We start from the raw sequence: 19,908 nt of genomic DNA on the forward strand, positions 1-19,908 counted from the left end.
CGGGGGAAGGTGCTGAAGTCCACCAATGGAATGAGGCGCAGCGTCAGTGCTCAGGGTGGAGCCGCGTGCACAATGCACCTGCGACTTTTCACTTGGGGGAACTGCCATGAATCCTCAGCAGTATGAAAAGGTCAAGTCCGCGAGTGGCTTCATTGCCGCGCTCGACCAGAGTGGGGGCAGCACGTCGAAGGCGCTGAGCCTCTACGGGATCAAGCCCGAGTCCTATTCGGGCGACCAGCAGATGTTCGATCTGATGCACGCCATGCGCACCCGGATCATGACCAGCCCCGTGTTCAACGGGGATCGAATCCTGGGCGTGATCCTGTTCGAGCAGACGATGGACCGCGAGATCGAGGCGCGCGGAAGCGCCGACTACCTCTGGTCGGTCAAGCAGGTCGTTCCATTCCTGAAGGTCGACAAAGGCCTGGCCGACGAGGCAAACGGCGTGCAGGTGATGAAGCCGATGCCCAACCTCGACTCCTTGCTGGCGCGAGCCAAAGGCAAGGGCGTATTCGGAACGAAGATGCGCTCCGTCGTGAAGCACGCCGAAGCCGGAGGCATCGAGGACGTCGTCAACCAGCAGTTCACAATCGGCAAGCAGATACTGGCTGCGGGCCTCATTCCCATCCTCGAACCAGAAGTCGACATCCACGCTCCGGACAAGCCAGGCGCCGAGCGCCTGCTCAAGGCGGCCATACTCGGGCACCTCGACACGCTCGGGCCTGAGCAACAGGTGATGCTGAAGCTCACGATTCCAACCGTCGACGACTTTTTTGCGGATCTCGTGGCGCATCCGAACGTGCTGCGCGTGGTCGCCCTCTCGGGAGGCTACTCGCGCGAGGAGGCGAACACGTTGCTGGCGCGTAACCATGGCGTGATTGCGAGCTTTTCACGGGCGTTGACCGAAGGGCTCACTGCGCAGCAGAGCGAGGAAGCGTTCAACCGGGCTCTGGACGCATCCATCGCGAGCATCTATCACGCATCGGGAACGTAGGCACCTTGCGGCGCGTCGATGGGCGCGTTCCTGGAAGAAATCGCGCATTGCTACGGCGCCATCACCTCAAGAAGCTTTGGGGCACACTGCGAGCATCACGAAAAGCCCAGGGGGTGTCGGCGTGGATTTCCTGCCTCTATCGGTTCTTCAGTCGCTCTTGCTGGTGCCGCTGACACTGCTGCCCATCATCAACCCGGTGGGCACCGCGCCCATCGTCCTGGCCTCGGCCGGCTACAAGGACCTCGTGCTGAAACGACTTTCGCGCCAGGTAGCGATCAACTCCTGGATCGTCATCGTCGCCTCGATGTTGATCGGCACCTATGTGCTGGAATTGTTCGGCATCTCCCTGCCCGTCGTGCGCGTCGGCGGCGGCCTGCTGGTGGCCTACAGCGGATGGAACATGCTGACCGGCAATGAGATCGACAAGCTCCGCGAGGCCGTGGCCGAAACGTCCAGCCCCGACCTCAGCGAGAGTGAAATTGCGCAGCGCAGTTTCTACCCGTTGACCTTCCCGCTGACCACCGGCCCGGGGTCCATCGCTGCCTCTATCGCCTTGGGCACGCAGTGGCAGCCCACGCCCCTGTACTACTACCTGATGGGCGCCGGCGTTGCCGTGATCGGGGCGGCGGTCACCGCCTCGGTCATCTACGTTGTGTTTCGCAACGCCGGCCGCCTGCTGATGCGCTTGGGCGAGGTGGGCACCCTGGTGATGATGCGGATGATGGCCTTTGTGTTGTTGTGCATCGGTATCCAGATCTTTTGGACCGGCTGGGTGGAACTGAACCGGCTTGCCAGGTGATGCGCGATTGTGGCGGCTGCGAGCGGCACACGCTCTCTCTTGGACCTTTGGCATCCTGTTGATGTCCGCTAGTGGCCGAAAGCAGCCGCTGCCTGGGCGAGCCCCATTCCACCGCGGCTTTGAGACCCATGTCAGAGCGCGCGGCTATTGGTCGCTGCGCCGATGTCCATGTGCAGGCGCAAGGACGCACTTGTGCGTCCGCTTCGAATGACCTGCTAGCCATCAGCACCGCCACTACTCGGCTTCTCAACGCAATGCGCGTGATTTGCACTTGTCGCCGGACTCCAACTGGCGCTTGGACATGGTGGTATACCTAACTTATAGTGCACATCATTCAGATGAATAACACCTTACGGTGACTGATAACGCCGACGTGCCCACTTGGTTCAAACCATGGCCTGATGCACGCGTGCCATCGGGCGGCGCCTGGAGCGTAGTTGCGGCGGCGCTCCTGGTCGCTGCCTGCTCCCACCCGGTTCCCCTCGAGCCGGTATCTGGGCAGCCCCCCCTGGTCAGGCGCACAGATGCGCGGGTCGGTATTGTGTACGCCGGCGGCGCTGGGGTCGTGACGATCGGCCGCTGGGGGCACTACCTGGAAGTGGGGCAGGCAAGCGTCGCCCACTTCGATCAGGCATTCGCAACGATGTTCTCAGAGGTCACCCCGCTGCCGAACTCGCCGGCATGGCGGGAACTCGGCACCCCTTTGGACGGTGTGATGGAGGTGCAGCGCACTGACGCGACCCTGGAGAACGGCAACAACTTTGGCCGGCGCGAAGGGGCGCGGCCAGACGTCGTGCGCATCGGCTATCGGATATGCCTCTTCGAGCCGAGCGGCGTGGAGGTTCGGTGCTGGTCACCGACAGCCACGGAGACACGCCAGCGCGAATCGAAAGAGTGTGAGCGTCTGGAACTGTGTTGGGCTGCGCTGACCCAGGCGGCCATGCGTAGCGCGATTGCGCGCTTTCTCGTCGACGCGCAGAGCGACCCGGCGATGCTGGCCTGGGCTGCTAGGCTGCGTTCCGGAGGCACAAGACCGTGAGACGGTGGGCTGTATCGGCCGTGGCCGGGTTCGTGGCGATGCTCGCCTGCTTCGGCGCCGCTGTACAGGCCAGCCCACCCGTCGCGGTTGGTATCGTGTCATGGCCAACGGATGCTGAAGGCGCGCGCCCCGGCCCGGACCCCGTCGAAGAGTGCCTGGCGCGCAGCATGCACGACGCCGCTCCCGAAATCACGATCACGCGGCAGCGCGCGGTCCGCGATGCGCTGTACCCCTGGCTCGAACGGTCCACCGAGCCCGCGTCAGAGGCGGGCTTCAGCGAATTGCTCGCACGAGAGGAGGTGCGGGCGCGTCTATCGACCATGGGACTACGTGCGCTGGTGGCGTTTACCGCGCAAGAGCACAAAGGCGAGGATCAAGGTTTCGTGACGTGCGGCGGCGGTTTCGGATATGGTGGCTGTCTCGGCTACAGCAGGCGCTTTGAGTCCACTGCTTTGGGCGCCTCCTTATGGCGTACCGACGGTGCCCCGGTGCCCGTGCGACACGAGAGCACGCTTGCCGAAGGCAACACGGTGATAGCCGGGCTCCTGTTGCCCGTGTTCAGTCGTGCCCGCACGCTGGAGACCGCATGCCGGGACCTCGCGGCCCGGTTAGCGCAAGCCATTCGCGAGACTTCGACGCCCCAACCGGATGCGCAGTGACACCCATCAGGGCGGTGCGGCGAGGCAGGGAGCCTTTACAAGACCGTCGCAAACACGCGCTCGCGGTCGTGGATACGCACAGTCCAGGGGCTTCCTGAACACAGTGACGTGAGCGCCACCATGATCTACACGCACGCTGAGACTTTAGCGAACGAGAGTGCGCGATGACGCCTACCCCGCCGCTCAGTTCGAACGTTAGGCCGATTCTCATGTTGCACCGCACGGGACTTGGAATTCATCCCGATCAATACTCGGTCGCCTCTTGAGGACACCAATGCATTTTCGCAACTACCTACGCTTTGCGGCAGTGCTCCTAGTTGCCGTGCTTTGCGCTTGTGCCGGCGCTCCTTTCCCTCCGCGCACTGTTCTTCTAGGGGAGGTCGTCGGGGTAGCGGAACTCAACGAGATCCGCGATGGCATCAAGTCCGGGCCAGCCCGTGTTGGTCCAGCAGTGTGGCTCGCAAGCGCCTGCGGATACGAAAAGGCCAACGTACCAGAAGGCGAAGCCGTGTTAGTGCGGTACTTTTACTACTGGCACAACACCGCTGCTGGCGTTCTTCACTACGACCCAAAGTGGGTGACCGTCGGGCAGGGGGTGCAAGTCAAGAAGGGCAACTTAGTCGAAGTGGAACTAACGCCCCCTGCCGCCGGAAATTCTGACGAGCACTGCCCCCGAATTCGCACAGTTCGTGGAGCGAGCCTTGAAGAGGCTCAATGCGCTTATCGCAAGAATGAACGAGGCGGCTTTTTTGCCGTATTGAACATGGCAAATCCGATCGGCGGTCCGGGCTCGGCGTCAATATACTGCCCAAATCTCGAGACCTCGGGCTGGACAAAGGTTCAGATCGGCCCTTACGATGCCATGGCTTGGATCAAAACCCCTCCGCAATAGGTTTTGTCTCGGGAGAAAATATGAATGGAATTCATTCGTTGGCGCGACCCCGTGATGGGATAGCGGCCTTCCGACTGTTCTTGCTTGCTGCGATCCTTGCTATCGTGGGGTGTGGTCACCGCGTTACCGGCACGCTTCGGGTTTCCGAAGGGCTCGGTACGCCAGTGCAGGAGGAAGGGACGCTAATTCTTGTTGAAGTGATAACACCCTTGACCCGCGAACAAGCGCTGGAACTGTTTCGCCCAGCAGATCTCCAAGCAGCGGGACTCAAGGAGAGCGATGTGAGCGCGGGAACCGCAGTATTCGTCTCGCCTTGGGCACAAAGCCAGACCGTCTTTTCCCCGGGTCGGGGCCTTTACGCGCTCGTGAGCCCTGAGGCCGCATTGCTGAAAGCGGGGGTCAGCAATTGCAACCCGCGCGGGTGTTCGTACGGCGGAGACGCAGCTGCCATTCGAGTGGCGAAAAGACCTGCAGGTGGTGCCGGCGAGCCAGTTCTTTATCTTGTTGAAAGCATAGTTGAGCCTAGCAGTGTTCAAGGCGATTGCGCCTACGTCCCGCGCGGCGGGCGGCGAGCATTGCATTGCAAGAGCTTGGACTCCAAGGGTTGGGAGTGGCAAGGGGAGATTTTCTTGAAGCGGCCTCCGCGATAGTTGCACTGCCTGAGGTAACGGGCGCTGCTAGCCATGGACTTCCCCTTTCGAGCGAGTTGATGAGAGTTCGCACTTCCACTCAGTTGCCGGTCGCCGCAATGCGGCTAGTTCGGGACGGGGGAAGTCCCTTTCTTTCGTTAGGCCTCAACAGGGGGAAATCGAGATGCGGGCACTAGCAGCGTTGGCTCTTTCTGCGTTCGGCCTTGCGGGTTGCACCAGTGCCGGCTTCGGCAAGTCAATTGCCGAGGGCCCCGACGGAGAAACGTATGTCCTGCGCGATGTCGGGCGTCTTACAGTGGGCAGCGGCGATACCATGAAGGAACGGCTGCTACAGGACGCGGAAGCGCTCTGCACAGGCAAGGGAAAGACGGTAGAAGTCGTCTCCGCCAGCGCGAGGGACGCCATCCCAATGGATCGGGTCCCCTCGGCGATGGTCAAGGTTCGATGCGTTTCGAAGTAGCCCGCGCCACGGCGTCGCCTAAGCCCTCGGTCGGAGGCGACTCCTTGCACCCACATCCGGATGGACGCTGGCGTCGCTAGGCCCCGCCCTGTAACGGCTACGCCAGCACCATCGGCATCTCGTCCCAACGCGTGGTGTACCGCGGCGTGCGGCGTTCGCGCTTGGCCGCCCAACTGCGTGTCTCCGAGCCGCCGCTGACCAGCGTTGCGCTGCCAATCCGCACCGAGTCGCGGCCAAAACGCTGATTGAGGGTGTCCATGGCGTCCATCAGTTTGCTGCGATCGCGCCCGGTCGATCGCGGCATCTCGGCGGTTCCTGACACTGACGAGAACAGGTCGAGCTCGCCCTGCTGCCCGGCGTCCGCTTCCTGCAGGTCCACGAGCATGACGCCTGCCTTGGCGTAGTTGAACCCGGAGCGATACAGGCGCCGCACTCCTTCCATTGCGGTGCCGACCAGGAGCGTCGAATCTGCGCTCGGGCGGATCAGAGGGAACGTTGCGTTTGCCTCATGCTGGCGGTCGTTCTTGCGAAAAGGGCTGGTGCTGAAAAACACGCTGATCGCGCCGGCGACGCTGCCTTGGTTACGCAACTTCTCGGCCGCGCGTGAGGCAAACTCGCTGACAGCCTCGACGATCTCGTCGGCGGACGTGATCGACTTCCCGAAGGACCGGGAGACGAGAATCTGCTTGTTTGGCGCCGGGCTGTCGTCGATCGACAGACATGCCGTTCCGCGCAGCTCAAGCAGCGTCTTCTCGACCACCACGCTGAGGCTCTTGCGGATCGCCGCGGCGTCAGCGCGCACGAAATCGAGCACCGTGCGCACGCCGGCGTCATTCAGCTTGGCTGTGGTGCGCTTGCCGATGCCCCACACCTCGCCAACCTCGGTCGCGGAGAAGATCAGCTCCAGGTCCCCGCGACTCATCTCGCCCACGTTGCAGACCCGTGCCAAGTGCGCCGGGTAGGAGCCGGGCTTGCGTTCCGCGGACTTGGCGACATGGTTGGCCAGTTTGGCCAGGGTCTTCGTCGGTCCGAGCCCAACGCAGGTTGCCAGTCCGACCTCTCGCAGAACCGTTTCGCGCAGATCCTGGCCAATCGCCACCAGGTCGCCGCGGACGCCTTCGAAATCGAGGAAGGACTCGTCAATTGAGTAGATTTCCTGGCGCGGGGCAAAGCGCGCCTCCACGGCCATCATCCGCGAGGACATGTCGGTGTACAGCTCGAAGTTGGCCGACACCGCCAGGAGCCCCTTGGTTTTCTCCAGGTGCCTCACCTGGAACCAGGGTTGGGCCATCTGCACGCCCAGCGCCTTGGCTTCCTCGCTGCGCGCCACGACAGCGCCGTCGTTGGCGCTCAGGACGACGAGCGGGCGATTGCGCAGGCGCGGATCGAATACCCGCTCGCACGCGCAGTACATGTTATTGGCATCGACGAGGGCCAGCACGACGTCAGGCAGGCAGGGACTTGATGATGGTGGTGACGACACCCCAAAGTTCGAAACCGGCCTCATCGGTGATTTCGATGTCACCGAACTCTGGGTTGGCTGCCTGGAACTTGATGCGACCTCCCTGACGCCAGAGTCGCCGGCAGGTGAGCTCGTCATCGAGGACGGCCACCACGACGTGCCCGTGAACCGCCTTGATCGCTCGGTCTACCAGGAGGACGTCGCCGTCGTCGATCCCAGCGTCGCGCATGGCCACGCCCGCCGCGCGCATCACAAAGGTAGCCTGGGGGTGGCGTATCAGGGCGTCGTTGAGGTCGATCCGGGTCGGTGCGTTGTCTACGGCCGAACCGAAGCTCGAGGACACTTTGCCGCGCGTGCTCGCAGACGAGCCGCTGCTGCCCGTGTCGCGCCCGACGGGGGTGCCGTCGGGAAGGGGATCATTGGAGGGCATGGATGGACATACAGTGCCGAGCAAGTATACGCCGCGCTTCCGTGTAGCGGACGGCCAGTTGAAGCGGGTGCACGATTCACCTGAAGAGTCGATGCTCTTCGGTATGCGTACGTGCCGTCCCGCGCCCAAGCGTCGTCTGTTTGATGCCCGGCTCACACGTTGGCAGAGCTTGAAGGGGCGGTTCGGGCTGCCGCGGTCCCTCCCGCCGGCTACTTGCCAAACACCTTGGCCAAGCGCTGCCAGGTGCGCAGCATCAGGCCTGCGCGCTCGACCTCGGCCTGCGCCACGAGCGGTGCCTCCCCGACCGGCTTGCCGTTCGAGGTCGCAACCACCTTGCCGATCACCGCGCCCTTGGCCACCGGTGCCTCCAAGTCTGCCTTGAGCTGCACCGAGGTCTGCACCTGCTGGCCGCGCGGAACGGTCACTGTCCACGGCGACCCCAGGCCCGCGGCAACAGAATCGGCCTTGCCGAAGCTGACCTTGGCCGTCGTCACCGCCGCGCTCGGCTGGAAGGGCGTGGCTTTCTCGAAATTGCTGAAGCCCCACCCGAGCAGCGTGCGCGAATGGTCGGCGCGCGCCTGCGCGCTGTTGGTGTTGAGAATGACCGTGATCAGACGCATGCCGTTGCGTTTGGACGAAGTGACCAGGCAGTAGCCCGCCTCCTCGGTGTGGCCGGTCTTCAGTCCGTCAACGGTGGGGTCCGTGTACAGCAGGGCGTTGCGGTTTCCCTGCTTGATGCCGTGGTACTTGAACTCGCGTTCGGCGTAGATCGGATAGTAGTTGTGGCTGTCGCGAATGATCGCGCGCGCCAGGATGGCGAGGTCGCGTGCAGACGCCTTGTGCGCCGGGTCGGGCAGGCCCGTGGCGTTCACGAAATTCGTGTGCTTCATTCCCAGGCGCTGGGCTTCGGCGTTCATCAGCTTGGCAAAGCCCTCCTCGGAGCCGGCCATGTGCTCGGCGATCGCCTTGGACGCGTCGTTGCCCGACTGGATGATGATCCCGCGCAGGATGTCGATCACCGTGGCCTGGCTGTTCAGGGGCAGGTACATGCACGACTCGGTGCTCGATCCGCGGCACCAGGCGTTCTGGCTGACCGTGACCAGGTCGGTTTCTTTGAGCTTGCCGGAGCGAAGCGCCTGCTCGGCCAGGAAGCTGGTCATCATCTTGGTCAGAGACGCCGGCGGCAGCGCCTCGTCGGGGTTCGCCGAGGCGAGCACCTCGCCAGAGTCGAAGTCCATCAACAGCCATGCCTTGGCGGGCAGCGCCGGCGCGCCGCCGGCAACAGCACTCTCGCCGGCCAAAGGCGCCGGGGCGGGCGCGGTGGCTGCTGGCTTCTTGTGGACGGCGGCCTTGGATGGGGGGTGTCCCCCCGCGAAGGAAGGCGAGGCGACAACGAGGGCGCCTGCGGCGATTGCAAAGACGACGGGGTGGAGGGAAAACTTCTTGGCTTGCATGACGATTATGGAAAGGCGATCCCGGGCGATAGCGAGCATTGTGGATGGGATCGGGTGTCGTTTCTTTGATCGGGCGTTAAGCAACCGCCCTCATTGCCAACTTCTTTGCAGGAGCCTGGCCCTGGGGGCGGCTGCCCGGACGCTCGATGGCGTCGGTACTACGAGGTCCATCGGAAACGTTCAAACCTATGTCGTACTCGATGTCCGCTTGCGGCAAGGAGCGGACAACCGTGAACGCAGTCGTTCAGGTGTTCGACGCCATCAAGCGCGGCAGGATGAGCGCCGCAAGGCAGACCGCGAGCAGCATCCCCACCACCGACCACACGAACCACAGGACCGTCGTGCGGTAGGTGGCCAGGTCGTCATCCTCGACGAGCAGTGCGCGGTAAAGCGTGTTGATTTGGGCGCCTATGGGCACCAGCAGGACCACGAGCGAAGCGATCGAGCGAGGCGTCCACTCGCCTGGCGCCTCGAATGCCCAGAATTGCAGGAACGAAAGCGAAAAGCCGATGAACACCGTAATGGCCGTGATGATGCCTTGCCGGTATCCATTGGGAAGCGGCTGTCGCTCTGTTGCTTCGTTCGACACGGTCAGCTCCGGGTTCTCGCGGTCTTCCAGAGAGGCGAGCGGAATGCCCGGTTCCGCGGCACGGGACAGCGGGCGACGCCATGATAGAGGGCGCGTGCCTACGCTGAGCTCACTTTTTTACCTGCCGAAGGTCACGCGCCAAGCCATGCCGTGAGCCTTGATCTTTCGCGGACCATGCCATCCTGGTTGAAGTGGTGAACACAGTAGTGCGCCCATGAATCTTCGAACGCCATGTCCATGTCGCCCGTCACCGAGGTCGTCCCCAGCCCGATCTCTGCGTAGGTGAACTCGAAACTGCCACTGGCACGCGCCAACGCAATATGGAACGGTTGGCCATTGAACTCGTTGATGATCGGCCTGCCGCGGCTTTTCATGACTCCCGGTATGGCCACCCGCGCGGTTCTGAGCTCCAGGTTCGCTTCGAGATCAATCGGCAGGAACAGGGTCCTGCAAAAGTCCGAGCATGTGGATGCAAACACGGAAAACAGATTGCTCAATGGCCCGCATGCCCCGCCTGAAATGATTGTTTCAAGGGCGACCCGTTGTGCTTGATCGGCACGTTCGTCGATGACGATCAGGCGTGCTCCATTGCCGTCCTTGATCTCGCCAGGCCACTTGTACAGCGCTGCCCAATTCAGCCCGGCGAGCTGCGTATCGTTGAAGTGCCCTTCAACGATGTGGCCGACAAAAGCCGACTGGCAATAGCCGTGGGTACTCGGCAAGTTGAATTGGCAACCGCAATTCACGGCGCAATTGCAGTTGTCGTAGGTTTCGCTCTTGAATAACCATTGATCGGCCATGTTGCCCATTGGGTGCTCCTTGGTACCGTTTCAGCACGGACGCGTCGAAAGATGCGCCCTGGGGCGTTCCGGAAGCGTTCCGAAAGCGTTCCCCTCAACCGGGCACGGCGAGAAGGCCTGTGGCTGCCCGGAACGCGGGGAGATCATGGCCCGACGGGATGGTCTGGATGAGGTCACCAAGTTGCTCACGCACTGCCTGATCGGGAAACCGGCTGGCCAGGGAGTGGAGCGCCCGAAGCTGCAGCCAGTCCGCCCCTTGAGCGCTGGCAGTCTCGACGGCACGGCGCAGGGACGCAGCGGCGCTTTCGGCTTCCTCGCTGCGATAGGCCAGCTCACCGTCGACTCGCCACAGCTCGGCATCGAGATAACGTTGATTGCAACGGCGTGACCACGCGAGCGCCTCGCGTGTGGCGGCTCGTCCTTGCCGGAACTTGCCGAGAATGCCGCTGGCCCGGGCGAGGAGAAGGAGCGTGTAGCTCAGATGGAGGGTCTCCCCTTCGGTACGCGAGCGCGCGACCGACCGCAGGATCTTCTCGATTCCCTCGGCCGATCCCCCGCACACCTCCTGCCACCCCCGAATGGCCTCCAGGACGACCACGAGGTAGCGCTCCGAAAGACGCTTCCATAGAAGATCGGCGTCCGCGAGGAGCAGGGCGAGGCGGGTGAGATCCTCGGATTCGGCCGCGATGATCGCCGCGTAAGTCAGGACGTAACCCAAGGTCATCGGATGATCGAGATCGACGGCAATCTCAAGAGCCGACCGCGCTGTCTCGCCGGCCCTGCCAGCATCTCCCGCCCAGAGCGCGACCAGGGCCAGCCGTACCAGGCAAACCGGCTTCGGGTCCTGGGCGTACAAGGACAGATGCTCGTCGCGACGGGACAAGTCATAGGCCTCGATAGCACCATCGAGGTAGTGGCGGGCCCTGGCCAGATCGCCTCGCCAGAACGCGCTCACGCCGAGGAGGTATCGGCCTTCGGTCCGGGCGATCGGGTCATGACTGGCACGCTCGTCAAGGGCCCGAGCGAGGTCATCGCAATCATCGAAGCGGCAGCCCTGCAGCCGGGCAAGGCCGAGGCCACGCAGGATGGGCGGATCAACCGGTCGGTGAAGCTTGTGGCAAAGCGCGAGGGCCCGCTCGTAGAGGTGGTGCGCACCCTTGGCGCCGTAACCGGCGAGAGCAACGAGCGGTGATCCGAGGGCGATCCGGATGTCGAGTTCGAGCGCGTCGCGCCCGGGTGACGGCGGCAGTTCCCCAAGCAGCGTGAGCGCCCGTTGGAACATGGTGACCGCCTCATCGAGAGCCGACACCGCCACCGCCCGGCCCCCCGCCACGCGGTAGGCCGCGATCGCGGCATCGATCATGCCGGCCTGGTCGTAGTGCGCGGCCAGCCGCGGGCTGACCGTATCGATGTTGCCGTGGAGCTCGGCGACGATCGCTTCGGCGATCGCCCCGTGGAGTTGGCGGCGACGACCCGGGCTGAGCATCTCCAGCGCAACCGCCCGCAGCTTGTCGTGACTGAAACCGTACGTCCGCCCCTGATCCCGGATGATCCGTCGATGCCAGAGTTCGTCGACATGATCGATGAGCTCGCGCTCATCGATCCCCGTGGCCGCGGCCATCAGGCCGACTGAGAAGGGCCGACCGGCTACGGCCGCCACCTCGGCCAGGCGCTGTGCGCCGTCAGTCAGTTGACTCAATCGGGCGCGCAGGACCGCACGTATCGTCTGTGTGATGACGGCTTGGCTTTCATCCGGCGAGATCCCGGCGCGAAGCGCCTCCACGACAAAGAGCGGATTGCCTTCGGTCTCGCGCCAGAGTCGCGCCGCCAGTTTCGGATCGATGGTGTCCTCGGCGCGCAGCCGGGCGGCCAGCGTCGCGGTGGTGGCTTCGTCGAGTCGACCAAGCGGCACGGTGGTCACTGCCTGGTCGTGGCCCAAAGCGTCGACGAGTGCAACAAGGGGATGATGCTGTGCGAGCTCCTCCAGGCGGACCGTCCCGACGATGAGGACCGGAGCCGCCTGTCCGGAACGAATGACCAATCCGATCAACTCGATGGTCTCGGCGTCACACCACTGAAGGTCGTCGATGATCAGCAAGCGCGGGCGGTCGCCGGCCAGGATGGTCCGGCTCACCGCATCGAACAGCCGATAGCGTTGAACCGGGTCGTCGGACTGGCCCGCTCCAGATGGGTGGGAGGTGTCGCCCAGCTCCGGCAGCAAACGAGCAAGCTCGACCTTCCAGCCCTTGTCGAGCGTGGCGATGTGGCTTCGCAGAGCATCCGATCGGATCAGGTCCACGACGGGACCCCACGGCAGTCTGCCCGCAGCTTCGTACGAACGCGCCGATGCCACCAGGTGTCCCTGCGCGCGAACGACGCGGCCGAGTTCCAGTGCGAGACGGGACTTGCCGATGCCCGCCTCCCCGGTCACCAACAAGAGATGGGCCCCACCTCTTCGTGCGGCGCTCCAGGCATCGTTGAGGCGGCTCCATTCGAGCTCGCGGCCGACGAAAGGTGCTTCAGCGACAGGAAGATCCTTGCCCGGCACTTCGTCACGGCTCGATGCGCCGGCCCGCAGCCGCTGGTACAAGGCACGAATCGCCTCGCCAGGCTCCGCCGCGAGATCGCACTCGAGCGCTTCCGCGTATCGGTGGTAGGAGCGCAGCGCCGCGGCTCTGTCGCCCAGCGCGAGATGCGCTTCCATCTGAATGCGAACGGCGGCTTCGTCGGTCGGCTCCAGGTCGAAGATGCGTCGGGCATGCCGGATCGCGGCTTTGTGATCGTGGTGCCTCGCTGCTTCCTCCGTCAGTCGCACGAGGGCGCCATGAGCCTCGGCACGAAGCGTTCCTCGTGCATCCAGGACCCAATCGTCATAACAAGCCGGCAGGAGATCCCCCGAATAAAGGCGCGCGGCGAGCTCGAAATTGCCGGCGGCGATAGCCTCCCGGAAACTCAGCACGTCGACCTCGCTCGGCCCGCTCGGCAACCACCGCACAGTCTCGTTGTGAATCTCGACGAACTGGTCGACGTCGGGAAGGGAATGACGCAAGTCGTGGAGCAGTTTTCTGAGGTTGGTGCGCGCCTGACCTTCGTCGGAGTTGGGCCAGAGCTCGAACGCGAGTCGTGAGCGGTGCTGCAGATCTCGGCGCATCGCGATCAAACCCAGGAAGCGCAGCATGCGAATCGAGTTGAAGGCGCGAAGACGCTCGCCGTCAAGGATGATCTCGACTGTACCGAGAAGTCGAACCTTCAACCGCGCCGGCGGTTCGCCACCAACCCCGCTCGTATCACTCGGCATGTGGCCCCTCTGGTTGCGGTCCAGCGCTGTTCCGCCGATTCCCCGCGGCAGGGTCGATTAGAGCCCTTTCCCACCGATCAGCGTTGCAGATTTCCGCCATCGGCCAAAGACTGCCGTGGCCGCATGCACTGGGCTGGTCTGACGTCTGCTGGGCAGAGCGCCGCTTCAGCGCGCGCCATGGCGGTGTGTGCTGCCATCAGCGCGGCGATAGTGATCGCGTAGCACGTCACGGCCGAAGTCGCCGTCGAAGTCGCGCCACACGGAGTGGACATGGTTGCCGCCTGAGTTGTCGTACTCGATCAGGAAGGTCGCCCCCTGGATGCGGAAGTAGTGCGGCTGGCGCGGCTCGGTCCCGCCAGCCCAGCCGACGCGGATCGACTCCAGCGGTGCTGCGCGCACGCGCGCCAGCCGCGCCTGTGCCAGCTCGGACTGCAGGTGGTCGGCGAAGACGCCGATCAGCTTCAGCACCTGCGCCTGCTGCGCGGCGTCCATCTCGGCGAACGCGAGGCCCGCCGCGTCCAGCGGTCGCGCGCGCGGCGCGTTGCCGCTGACGATGTCGCCATAGGTGCGGGTGTCGAAAATCGCGCGGGCGCGCTGGCCTGCACCCAGGCTCGCGAGCCACTGGCGTGCCAGGTCTTCCTCGTCGCCGAGCAGCCGGAAGCCCGCACGCGGCGCGCCACCGCCGACGTCGCGCGGGACCACGGCCGGGTTGGCGCCGAAGAACTGCGGCAGCGTCGACACGCAGCGCTCGCCGTCGTAGCTGAAATGCAGCGACATGTGATGGCCCTCGATGCGCCAGCTCCAGCCGCCGTTTCCCGGCTCGCCGTGGATCGCCAGCGCATAGTTCTCCGGGTCACGCGACAGGCCGAAGGTTTCCAGCTCGCGCAACGTGATCTCCAGCGCCATCAGCGCGCGCACCTTGTCCAGGCCGCGCTCTGTAAGCGCGGTGCGCAGAAGCGCGGTCGCCGCCTCGCGCTGAATTGGCGACATCGCCTTCCAGGCCAGGCCGTCGCGCCGTCGCGGTATGTAGTGCCAGTCGCTGCGCGCCGTGTCGGTGAAGGGGTGGAGCAGTTCGGTGCGCTGCGCCGGCGTGACGGCATCGATCAGCCGCTGCGCTGCCGCGACGGCGTTCGAGCCCTGAGCGCGGACCTGCGGCATCGCGACGACCATTGCGCCGACAACGAACGCGCGGCGCGTCGTCATGGCACGACGAGGCGGCCCAGCACAGTCAGCGACGCGCCGGGCACCGCATCGGCGCGAACGACGACCGACTCGCCAGTGGCCAGCGCCATGCCGCCGCCCACGATGTGCGCGATCGTGACGCCGTGCGACACCAGAACCGCGAGCTCGCCGGGTCGCATCGCGCGCACGTAGGCGCGCACCGCGTCGGCCTGCCGGTCGGCGTTGCTGCGGTCGTCAAAGATGTTGCCAAGCGCCGTCCAATCCTCGGTGCGACTGAAGGCCAGCCGCGCCGTGTCGCGAGCACGGCACCACGGCGAGTTGCGCACCGTGGTCACGACCAGACGCTGGGCCGCAAACCAGCGACCGATGCGCTGCGCGTGCGCGATGCCGCGTTCGTCGAGGTTGCGCTGCGTGGCACATTGGTCCAACCGCCAGCCCGGCGGGTCGCCGACGCCAGGCACGGTCTGTGTGTGGCGCATCAGCAGCGCTGCGCCGACGCGCAGCTCGCGCGACAGCGCCGCGTCGTCCGCCGCAGCGGACGGAGCGGCCAGGCCAGCGGCGACCATGGCCAGCGCCTTGCGTCGGGTGCAGGAGTCGGGCACGGGCGAATGTTACTCCCGGCCTGACAGGCAACTGTCGGCCAGAAGGGCCGCAACTTGATGTCCGCTCCGGGTCGGAAGCAGCCGCAAGGCTGCTCTCTATGCCGTGCAGGGCGTCCTAAAGGGGCATGGTGAGCCCTCTGATAGAAGCTCGCCATGCACGGGTTGGGCGGCACCCTCAACTTCGAGTCACCCCATGACGCTGTCGAATGGTCTCTACCAACCCGATCGTCCAGCAAACCGGGCAGCCGCGCATAGCCACAAACGCCAGCAACCCCGCCAACAACGATGCGACAGGGTGCAAATGCTGCTGCTCGATGGCAAGGTAGAGCAGGGCAAACGCCACAGCACCGCGGATCACATGACCCGTCAGGGTTTGTGTAGCGAACAAGCCAGATGGACTCTTTCCAAGAAAATGCTTCATTCCTTTCCTCCTCGCGACTCATCGCCTTGCAGGTACTCGCGTAGAAGAGCTCGACCGCGGTGAATACGGCTCTTGCATGCTTCGCGAGTGATGCGCAGGCGATCGGCCGCCTCGGCAATGGTGAGCTGCTCCATGTCACGCAGCAGGATCACTTCGCGGTACATGTCCGGCAGCGACTCCAGCGCACGGACGACGTCGATTCGGAGCTCGTCCTTTGGAACCTGCGCAAAGTACTCAGCCTCGTGCCGCTCCGTCAGTTCTTCCGCACCCCGTATCAGCGCCAGCACGGGTAGCATGCACAGCCGGGTGACCACGCGGAATATCCAGCCCGCTATGGCCAGAGGGTCACGCACAGTGCCCAGGCGGCGGTACAGCACGATCAGAGCTTCTTGAACCACGTCCTCAATGGCCGTCGTGCGATGGCACTGGTGCCTTGCATAGCGGCGGATGTCGGGCTGCAGTTCGCGCAGCATCCTCTCCAGAGCGACCGGATCGCCGGCCTGGGCGGCGGCAAACAGGGCCGTATCGACCCGGATCACCGTGGACCTTCGATCGGCTTGCGGCCAGCCATGGCACAAGCGGGGCAGAAGCCAATCAGCCCCGTCAGCGCCGTGAGCACGCCACTTATGGCAAGCACCAAACCGAGCAGTGTCAGACCGATTTGCGTGAGTGAGCAGGCCACGATCAACGCACCGCCGATCACCCGCGCCCAGCTTTCCCTGGAACCCATGTTCTTGCGGTAAAACATCTCATCACCTTGATCTGCCCGATCACAGCGAGCATCGTAGACAAGGAGGGGCATTCGGCCGAAAAGGATTCAGCAAGGTGTTCAAAGCCGGGTTACTGCTGAGCACAAGGCAGAGCCGTTTCTAACGTTAGTTCCAGGTCGGGCTCGTGTCTCACCTCATCTTTCGGGCAGCTTCGGGACTCCATGACATGGAAGGTAATTGCGCCGTGGCGCTGCGCCAAAACGAAAGGAGAGAGTCGATGGACGCAGGAAGAAGTAGTCAGCTCGGCTCCATGAAGAATCGAATGTCGGTGGAGCGGAAGTCCGAGCGTGAGCTCGTCGTCACGCGAACCATCAACGCCCCGCTGCGCATCGTGTTCGAGGCGTGGACCAAGGCCGAGCTGTTTCAACGCTGGTGGGTTCCGAAGTCGCTTGGCCTGACGCTGCTTTCCTGTGAACTCGACGTTCGCGCGGGCGGCGCGTACCGCCTCATGTTCCGCCACCCTGCCGCCCCAGAGCCCATGGCGTTCCAAGGCAGGTACTTGGAAGTGACACCGCCCTCGTGTCTCGCCTGGACCAATGAAGAAGCGGGCGGCAACGGGCAAGTCACCACGGTCACGCTCGAGGAAAGGGCTGGGCAGACGCTGCTCGTCGCGCACGACCTCTATCCCTCCAAGGAAGCGCTCGACAAAGACATCGGCTCCGGGAGCACGAGTTGGAACGACGAGTCGTTCGACCAACTTGACGAGCTTCTCGGCTCAGCAACCGACATGGAGTAACTCCCTTCCGATCGGCCAGGTGAGTCACCCCGAAGCTGCCCCCTGCGAGCGGCCGGAACCGGCCAGGAACGGTCCCCGACGCGGCTACGGCGAACTTCCGCTTCAGACTGATTGCTGCCGGCCAGATTCGACAGCCGAATGACGGCGGTCGCCGATACCTGACATTCGTCAACGCGCGCGGCGAGCGACCGCTGTTGCTTGGGAGCTGTCTTCGGCCGTCGGTCAGATCGACCAAAGCAGCCGCCTACCTGGCCCACGTCCGCTCACATAATTGACCCCACGCAACTAGCCCGTACAGGGATGAAACCGAACTACGTTCTGATTGACTATGAGAACATCCAGCCGGAGACTGCGGACACACTTGCGCCGGCACACTTCAAGGTCCTGATGTTTGTCGGCGCGAACCAGCCGCGTGTGAACATTGAAGTCGCGAGTACTCTGCAGGCCAAGGGCACAGATGCGAGATACATCAGGATCTCCGCTGCGGGCCGTAACGCCCTCGACTTTCATATCGCGTACTACCTGGGGCAGTTGGCGGCAGCAGAACCAGAGGCTTATTTCCACGTGATCTCAGCCGACAAGGGCATGGATCCGCTGATGCAGCACATGCAGGCTGCTGGTTTGAACGTTGGCCGCTATGAGGACGTGACTCACATCCCAATCGTCAAGCTACCAGCGACATCGTCTGAGGAAGAGAAGCTCTCCCGACTCTTGGCGTACCTAGTCGCGCGAGGCCCGCAGCGTCCGGCCTCAGTCAAGACTCTGTTCGGTTCTGCCAGCGCCCTCTTTTCACCGACGCTCAGCGAAGACGCTACGGCGCATCTCCTGCACCAATTAGAGCGTCAGGGCATCTTCGTCCGAAAGGGTAGTAAGGTCACGTACAGTCTACCGGACTGAGCGGGCGCCTCGTTCCGTGGTTACCGTTCGACTTGCAACGGCGAGGGCCGCTTCTGTCCGAAAAGCGGCCCTTGCCGACATTGACGGGAGTACGGCTGCTTTCGACCCAAAGCTGCCGTCGACTAGGCGTGCGAGTACAGCATGGCGCCAACTGCTGGGAGAGACGCAGTCAACACGGTGCCGGTCTGCGACTCGGTCAGCACAAGTTCCGAAGTGCCAGGCTTGAACACCACGTTGGTGACCGTTTCTCCAATGGGAGCCCGGATGATGTGCGTCACTTCGCCACGGGCGTCAATCACGAATGCGGCACCTAGGCTGGCGTGCGCGACGACCAGCCGGTTCTCAGTGTCCAGTGCCATGCCGTCACGGCCGCTCGGGCCGTAGAAAGTACGGAATGCCCCCACCTTGGACAGCGATCCGTCGCGCTGCAGCGGACCGCGCCACACCGAGTTGGCCCTGGTCACAGCTACATAGAGCACTTTGGCATGCAGGTCCAGCAGTAGGCCATTCGGGCTGGGCGCAGAGGAGAGAAGGCAGTCGAGCCCTTGGTGGCGCGGTGGCCACGGCGCAGGCGCAGAGCGCGTAGGCCAGCGCCGGGGTGTCCTCCAGCGTCACGGCAGCCACCTCCGACGCGCAGACGGCAGCGGCCAGTGCGGGCGTCCCGCTGGCAACCCGTCTACCGACCCGCGCTCAGGCGTGATTCGGGGCGCCAGGGGCGCCAGGCGCCAAGGGTGGAGAACGCCCAGCTACTGGGGGCATGGTACAGCTGGCTACTTCGACTACGCGATCTCCACGCGCGGGCTCCCCGCATTGAAGTGCCAAGCGTTTAGCAGTGGAGCCCGGTCACCGCTTTAGAGCCTGATGACGGACCAATGCTCAACAGGTAAGTAGGCTTTGAGGCGAATCGGGCGCGCTCTACTGGGATGTGCGCTGGAAATCTGCGCCGGCCGCCGTAACGGTCAGAGTCGTGGCTCCGGTGGACCGGACGAGGAAGGAGATTCCAAAACCGAACGTGCAAACGGCGCGGCTCGGAAACATCAAGTCGAACGTGGAATAGTAGTCCATGTGCAAGTGCTCCCCTGGCCCGTAAGGAAGGTAAATCCCGCCGGGCTTAGGCTTGAAGCCTGCGAGAACCTGCACGCCCGCGTCGTAGAGATCAACCTGTGCCAGCTCCCCGTGCCCTTCGAGCTTCCAAAGCAGGAAGAATCGAATCATCTCCAGCCGGACATCGTCATGGATAACCGGCGTCGGGATCGGTATGTGGAACCATTGGGCCGTTCCGGGCTGCATTCGGACTACGGTTCCCCAACCCAAATGATCAATGGCTAGACGAGGCCTGACTTCGTGAGCCTCCGCTTCGCCCCAGGCGCGATGGGGATTGCTGTCCGTTGCCAAGTCCACATAAGCCTGAACCCGCGTCGTGAAATACTCGAGCGGGTCACCTTCGACGACCAAGGCGTTTCCGTGGACCCAGCTTGCGAACATCCCCGCCATTTAGCCACCTACAGACGAAGGTATCGACATGTGTTTGCTTGACTGTTCAGCTGCAGTAGTGACCGTGGCGTTATTGCTTACCCCTAAGTTAGACGGTGTCCGCTGATAGCTCAAGCTGAGCGGACGAAATATTCGTCCCACAGTACACGACCACCTCCGATACTGGCGCGTCTTCAATGCCGGGCTAACAACAAGATAGGCAGCGCACGGTCCAATGACAGACCGGGCAAAATCGGCGTGTTTCCCCGATCTGCAGGTGCGGGGTATAACCTAGAGCCGT

19 protein-coding genes and 1 pseudogene are annotated in these 19,908 nt (G+C 63.8%); 7 read left to right on the forward strand and 13 right to left on the reverse strand.

What is annotated here, in order from left to right; all coding sequences use genetic code 11:
• Positions 1-106: 106 nt before the first annotated feature.
• The 5 genes from UC35_RS15915 to UC35_RS23695 all read left to right on the forward strand — a co-directional run bounded on the left by UC35_RS15915 (position 107) and on the right by UC35_RS23695 (position 4,383).
• Complete coding sequence (locus UC35_RS15915) at positions 107-994, forward strand: fructose bisphosphate aldolase (protein WP_061501380.1); 888 nt, start codon at positions 107-109, stop codon at positions 992-994.
• A gap of 121 nt (positions 995-1,115) precedes the next feature.
• The gene (locus UC35_RS15920; protein ID WP_227820345.1) at positions 1,116-1,793 is read left to right on the forward strand and encodes a MarC family protein; all 678 of its coding nucleotides are present in this window, start codon (positions 1,116-1,118) and stop codon (positions 1,791-1,793) included.
• A gap of 565 nt (positions 1,794-2,358) precedes the next feature.
• Complete coding sequence (locus UC35_RS15925) at positions 2,359-2,832, forward strand: hypothetical protein (protein WP_145979498.1); 474 nt, start codon at positions 2,359-2,361, stop codon at positions 2,830-2,832.
• A 20-nt stretch (positions 2,833-2,852) separates the two neighbouring features.
• The gene (locus UC35_RS15930) at positions 2,853-3,491 is read left to right on the forward strand and encodes a hypothetical protein (protein WP_061501385.1); all 639 of its coding nucleotides are present in this window, start codon (positions 2,853-2,855) and stop codon (positions 3,489-3,491) included.
• Positions 3,492-3,765: 274 nt separating this feature from the next.
• Positions 3,766-4,383: a hypothetical protein gene (locus UC35_RS23695; RefSeq protein ID WP_145979500.1), complete on the forward strand. Its 618-nt coding sequence runs from the start codon at positions 3,766-3,768 to the stop codon at positions 4,381-4,383.
• Between the two features lie 1,207 nt (positions 4,384-5,590).
• On the opposite strand, the gene UC35_RS15940 is transcribed toward UC35_RS23695, so the two are convergent.
• The 11 genes from UC35_RS15940 to UC35_RS15990 form a co-directional block, all read right to left on the reverse strand.
• Positions 5,591-6,934 carry a Y-family DNA polymerase gene (locus UC35_RS15940; RefSeq protein ID WP_061501390.1) on the reverse strand — a complete coding sequence of 448 codons (1,344 nt, stop codon included), beginning with the start codon at positions 6,932-6,934 and terminating at the stop codon, positions 5,591-5,593.
• Between the two features lie 4 nt (positions 6,935-6,938).
• Entirely contained in the window at positions 6,939-7,385 is a 447-nt protein-coding gene (locus UC35_RS15945; RefSeq protein WP_082793298.1) for a LexA family protein, read from the reverse strand.
• Positions 7,386-7,594: 209 nt separating this feature from the next.
• Positions 7,595-8,839: a D-alanyl-D-alanine carboxypeptidase family protein gene (locus UC35_RS15950; RefSeq protein WP_061501392.1), complete on the reverse strand. Its 1,245-nt coding sequence runs from the start codon at positions 8,837-8,839 to the stop codon at positions 7,595-7,597.
• A 244-nt stretch (positions 8,840-9,083) separates the two neighbouring features.
• On the reverse strand, positions 9,084-9,428 hold the full coding sequence (locus UC35_RS15955) for a hypothetical protein (RefSeq protein ID WP_227820346.1): 345 nt from the start codon (positions 9,426-9,428) through the stop codon (positions 9,084-9,086).
• 131 nt (positions 9,429-9,559) lie between these two features.
• Positions 9,560-10,237, reverse strand: a complete 678-nt coding sequence (locus UC35_RS15960; protein WP_061501396.1) for a DUF1326 domain-containing protein — start codon at positions 10,235-10,237, stop codon at positions 9,560-9,562.
• Between the two features lie 85 nt (positions 10,238-10,322).
• A complete protein-coding gene (locus tag UC35_RS15965; protein WP_227820347.1) occupies positions 10,323-13,406 on the reverse strand; it encodes an ATP-binding protein in 3,084 nt (1,027 codons plus the stop codon).
• A gap of 285 nt (positions 13,407-13,691) precedes the next feature.
• Positions 13,692-14,729 (reverse strand): DUF3500 domain-containing protein, encoded by a 1,038-nt coding sequence (locus UC35_RS15970; protein ID WP_082793301.1) that lies wholly within the window; start codon positions 14,727-14,729, stop codon positions 13,692-13,694.
• Entirely contained in the window at positions 14,726-15,310 is a 585-nt protein-coding gene (locus UC35_RS15975) for a histidine phosphatase family protein (protein ID WP_061501402.1), read from the reverse strand. The genes UC35_RS15970 and UC35_RS15975 overlap by 4 nt, the downstream gene beginning before the upstream one ends.
• Before the next feature lie 175 nt (positions 15,311-15,485).
• Positions 15,486-15,731, reverse strand: coding sequence for a hypothetical protein (locus tag UC35_RS15980; protein ID WP_061501404.1), 246 nt, complete (start codon positions 15,729-15,731; stop codon positions 15,486-15,488).
• Positions 15,728-16,270, reverse strand: coding sequence for an RNA polymerase sigma factor (locus UC35_RS15985; protein ID WP_061501406.1), 543 nt, complete (start codon positions 16,268-16,270; stop codon positions 15,728-15,730). Before UC35_RS15985 ends, UC35_RS15980 begins: the two co-directional genes overlap by 4 nt.
• Positions 16,267-16,479 (reverse strand): DUF2892 domain-containing protein, encoded by a 213-nt coding sequence (locus UC35_RS15990; protein WP_061503874.1) that lies wholly within the window; start codon positions 16,477-16,479, stop codon positions 16,267-16,269. Before UC35_RS15990 ends, UC35_RS15985 begins: the two co-directional genes overlap by 4 nt.
• 239 nt (positions 16,480-16,718) lie before the next feature.
• Here UC35_RS15990 and UC35_RS15995 point away from each other — a divergent pair, with 239 nt between their 5' ends.
• A complete protein-coding gene (locus UC35_RS15995; protein ID WP_061503875.1) occupies positions 16,719-17,237 on the forward strand; it encodes an SRPBCC family protein in 519 nt (172 codons plus the stop codon).
• Positions 17,238-17,537: 300 nt separating this feature from the next.
• The gene (locus UC35_RS16000; protein WP_061501408.1) at positions 17,538-18,134 is read left to right on the forward strand and encodes a PIN domain-containing protein; all 597 of its coding nucleotides are present in this window, start codon (positions 17,538-17,540) and stop codon (positions 18,132-18,134) included.
• A 122-nt stretch (positions 18,135-18,256) separates the two neighbouring features.
• On the opposite strand, the pseudogene UC35_RS23220 reads toward UC35_RS16000, so the two are convergent.
• Positions 18,257-18,646: pseudogene (locus UC35_RS23220) on the reverse strand (SMP-30/gluconolactonase/LRE family protein); the annotation flags it as partial.
• Positions 18,647-19,049: 403 nt separating this feature from the next.
• Positions 19,050-19,628, reverse strand: a complete 579-nt coding sequence (locus UC35_RS16010) for a hypothetical protein (RefSeq protein ID WP_061501412.1) — start codon at positions 19,626-19,628, stop codon at positions 19,050-19,052.
• Between the last annotated feature and the right edge of the window lie 280 nt (positions 19,629-19,908).

The sequence above is a fragment of the Ramlibacter tataouinensis genome, assembly GCF_001580455.1.
GTDB lineage: Bacteria > Pseudomonadota > Gammaproteobacteria > Burkholderiales > Burkholderiaceae_C > Ramlibacter > Ramlibacter tataouinensis_B.

Bases quoted from the DNA above. Each gene is read 5' to 3' on its own strand.
- UC35_RS23695 (WP_145979500.1), top strand. From the start codon at position 3,766: ATGCATTTTCGCAACTACCTACGCTTTGCGGCAGTGCTCCTAGTTGCC.
- UC35_RS16010 (WP_061501412.1), bottom strand. From the start codon at position 19,628: ATGGCGGGGATGTTCGCAAGCTGGGTCCACGGAAACGCCTTGGTCGTC.
- UC35_RS15980 (WP_061501404.1), bottom strand. From the start codon at position 15,731: ATGAAGCATTTTCTTGGAAAGAGTCCATCTGGCTTGTTCGCTACACAA.
- UC35_RS15965 (WP_227820347.1), bottom strand. From the start codon at position 13,406: ATGCTGCGCTTCCTGGGTTTGATCGCGATGCGCCGAGATCTGCAGCAC.
- UC35_RS15950 (WP_061501392.1), bottom strand. From the start codon at position 8,839: ATGCAAGCCAAGAAGTTTTCCCTCCACCCCGTCGTCTTTGCAATCGCC.
- UC35_RS15995 (WP_061503875.1), top strand. From the start codon at position 16,719: ATGGACGCAGGAAGAAGTAGTCAGCTCGGCTCCATGAAGAATCGAATG.
- UC35_RS15990 (WP_061503874.1), bottom strand. From the start codon at position 16,479: ATGTTTTACCGCAAGAACATGGGTTCCAGGGAAAGCTGGGCGCGGGTG.
- UC35_RS15915 (WP_061501380.1), top strand. From the start codon at position 107: ATGAATCCTCAGCAGTATGAAAAGGTCAAGTCCGCGAGTGGCTTCATT.
- UC35_RS15960 (WP_061501396.1), bottom strand. From the start codon at position 10,237: ATGGGCAACATGGCCGATCAATGGTTATTCAAGAGCGAAACCTACGAC.
- UC35_RS16000 (WP_061501408.1), top strand. From the start codon at position 17,538: ATGAAACCGAACTACGTTCTGATTGACTATGAGAACATCCAGCCGGAG.
- UC35_RS15945 (WP_082793298.1), bottom strand. From the start codon at position 7,385: ATGCCCTCCAATGATCCCCTTCCCGACGGCACCCCCGTCGGGCGCGAC.
- UC35_RS15970 (WP_082793301.1), bottom strand. From the start codon at position 14,729: ATGACGACGCGCCGCGCGTTCGTTGTCGGCGCAATGGTCGTCGCGATG.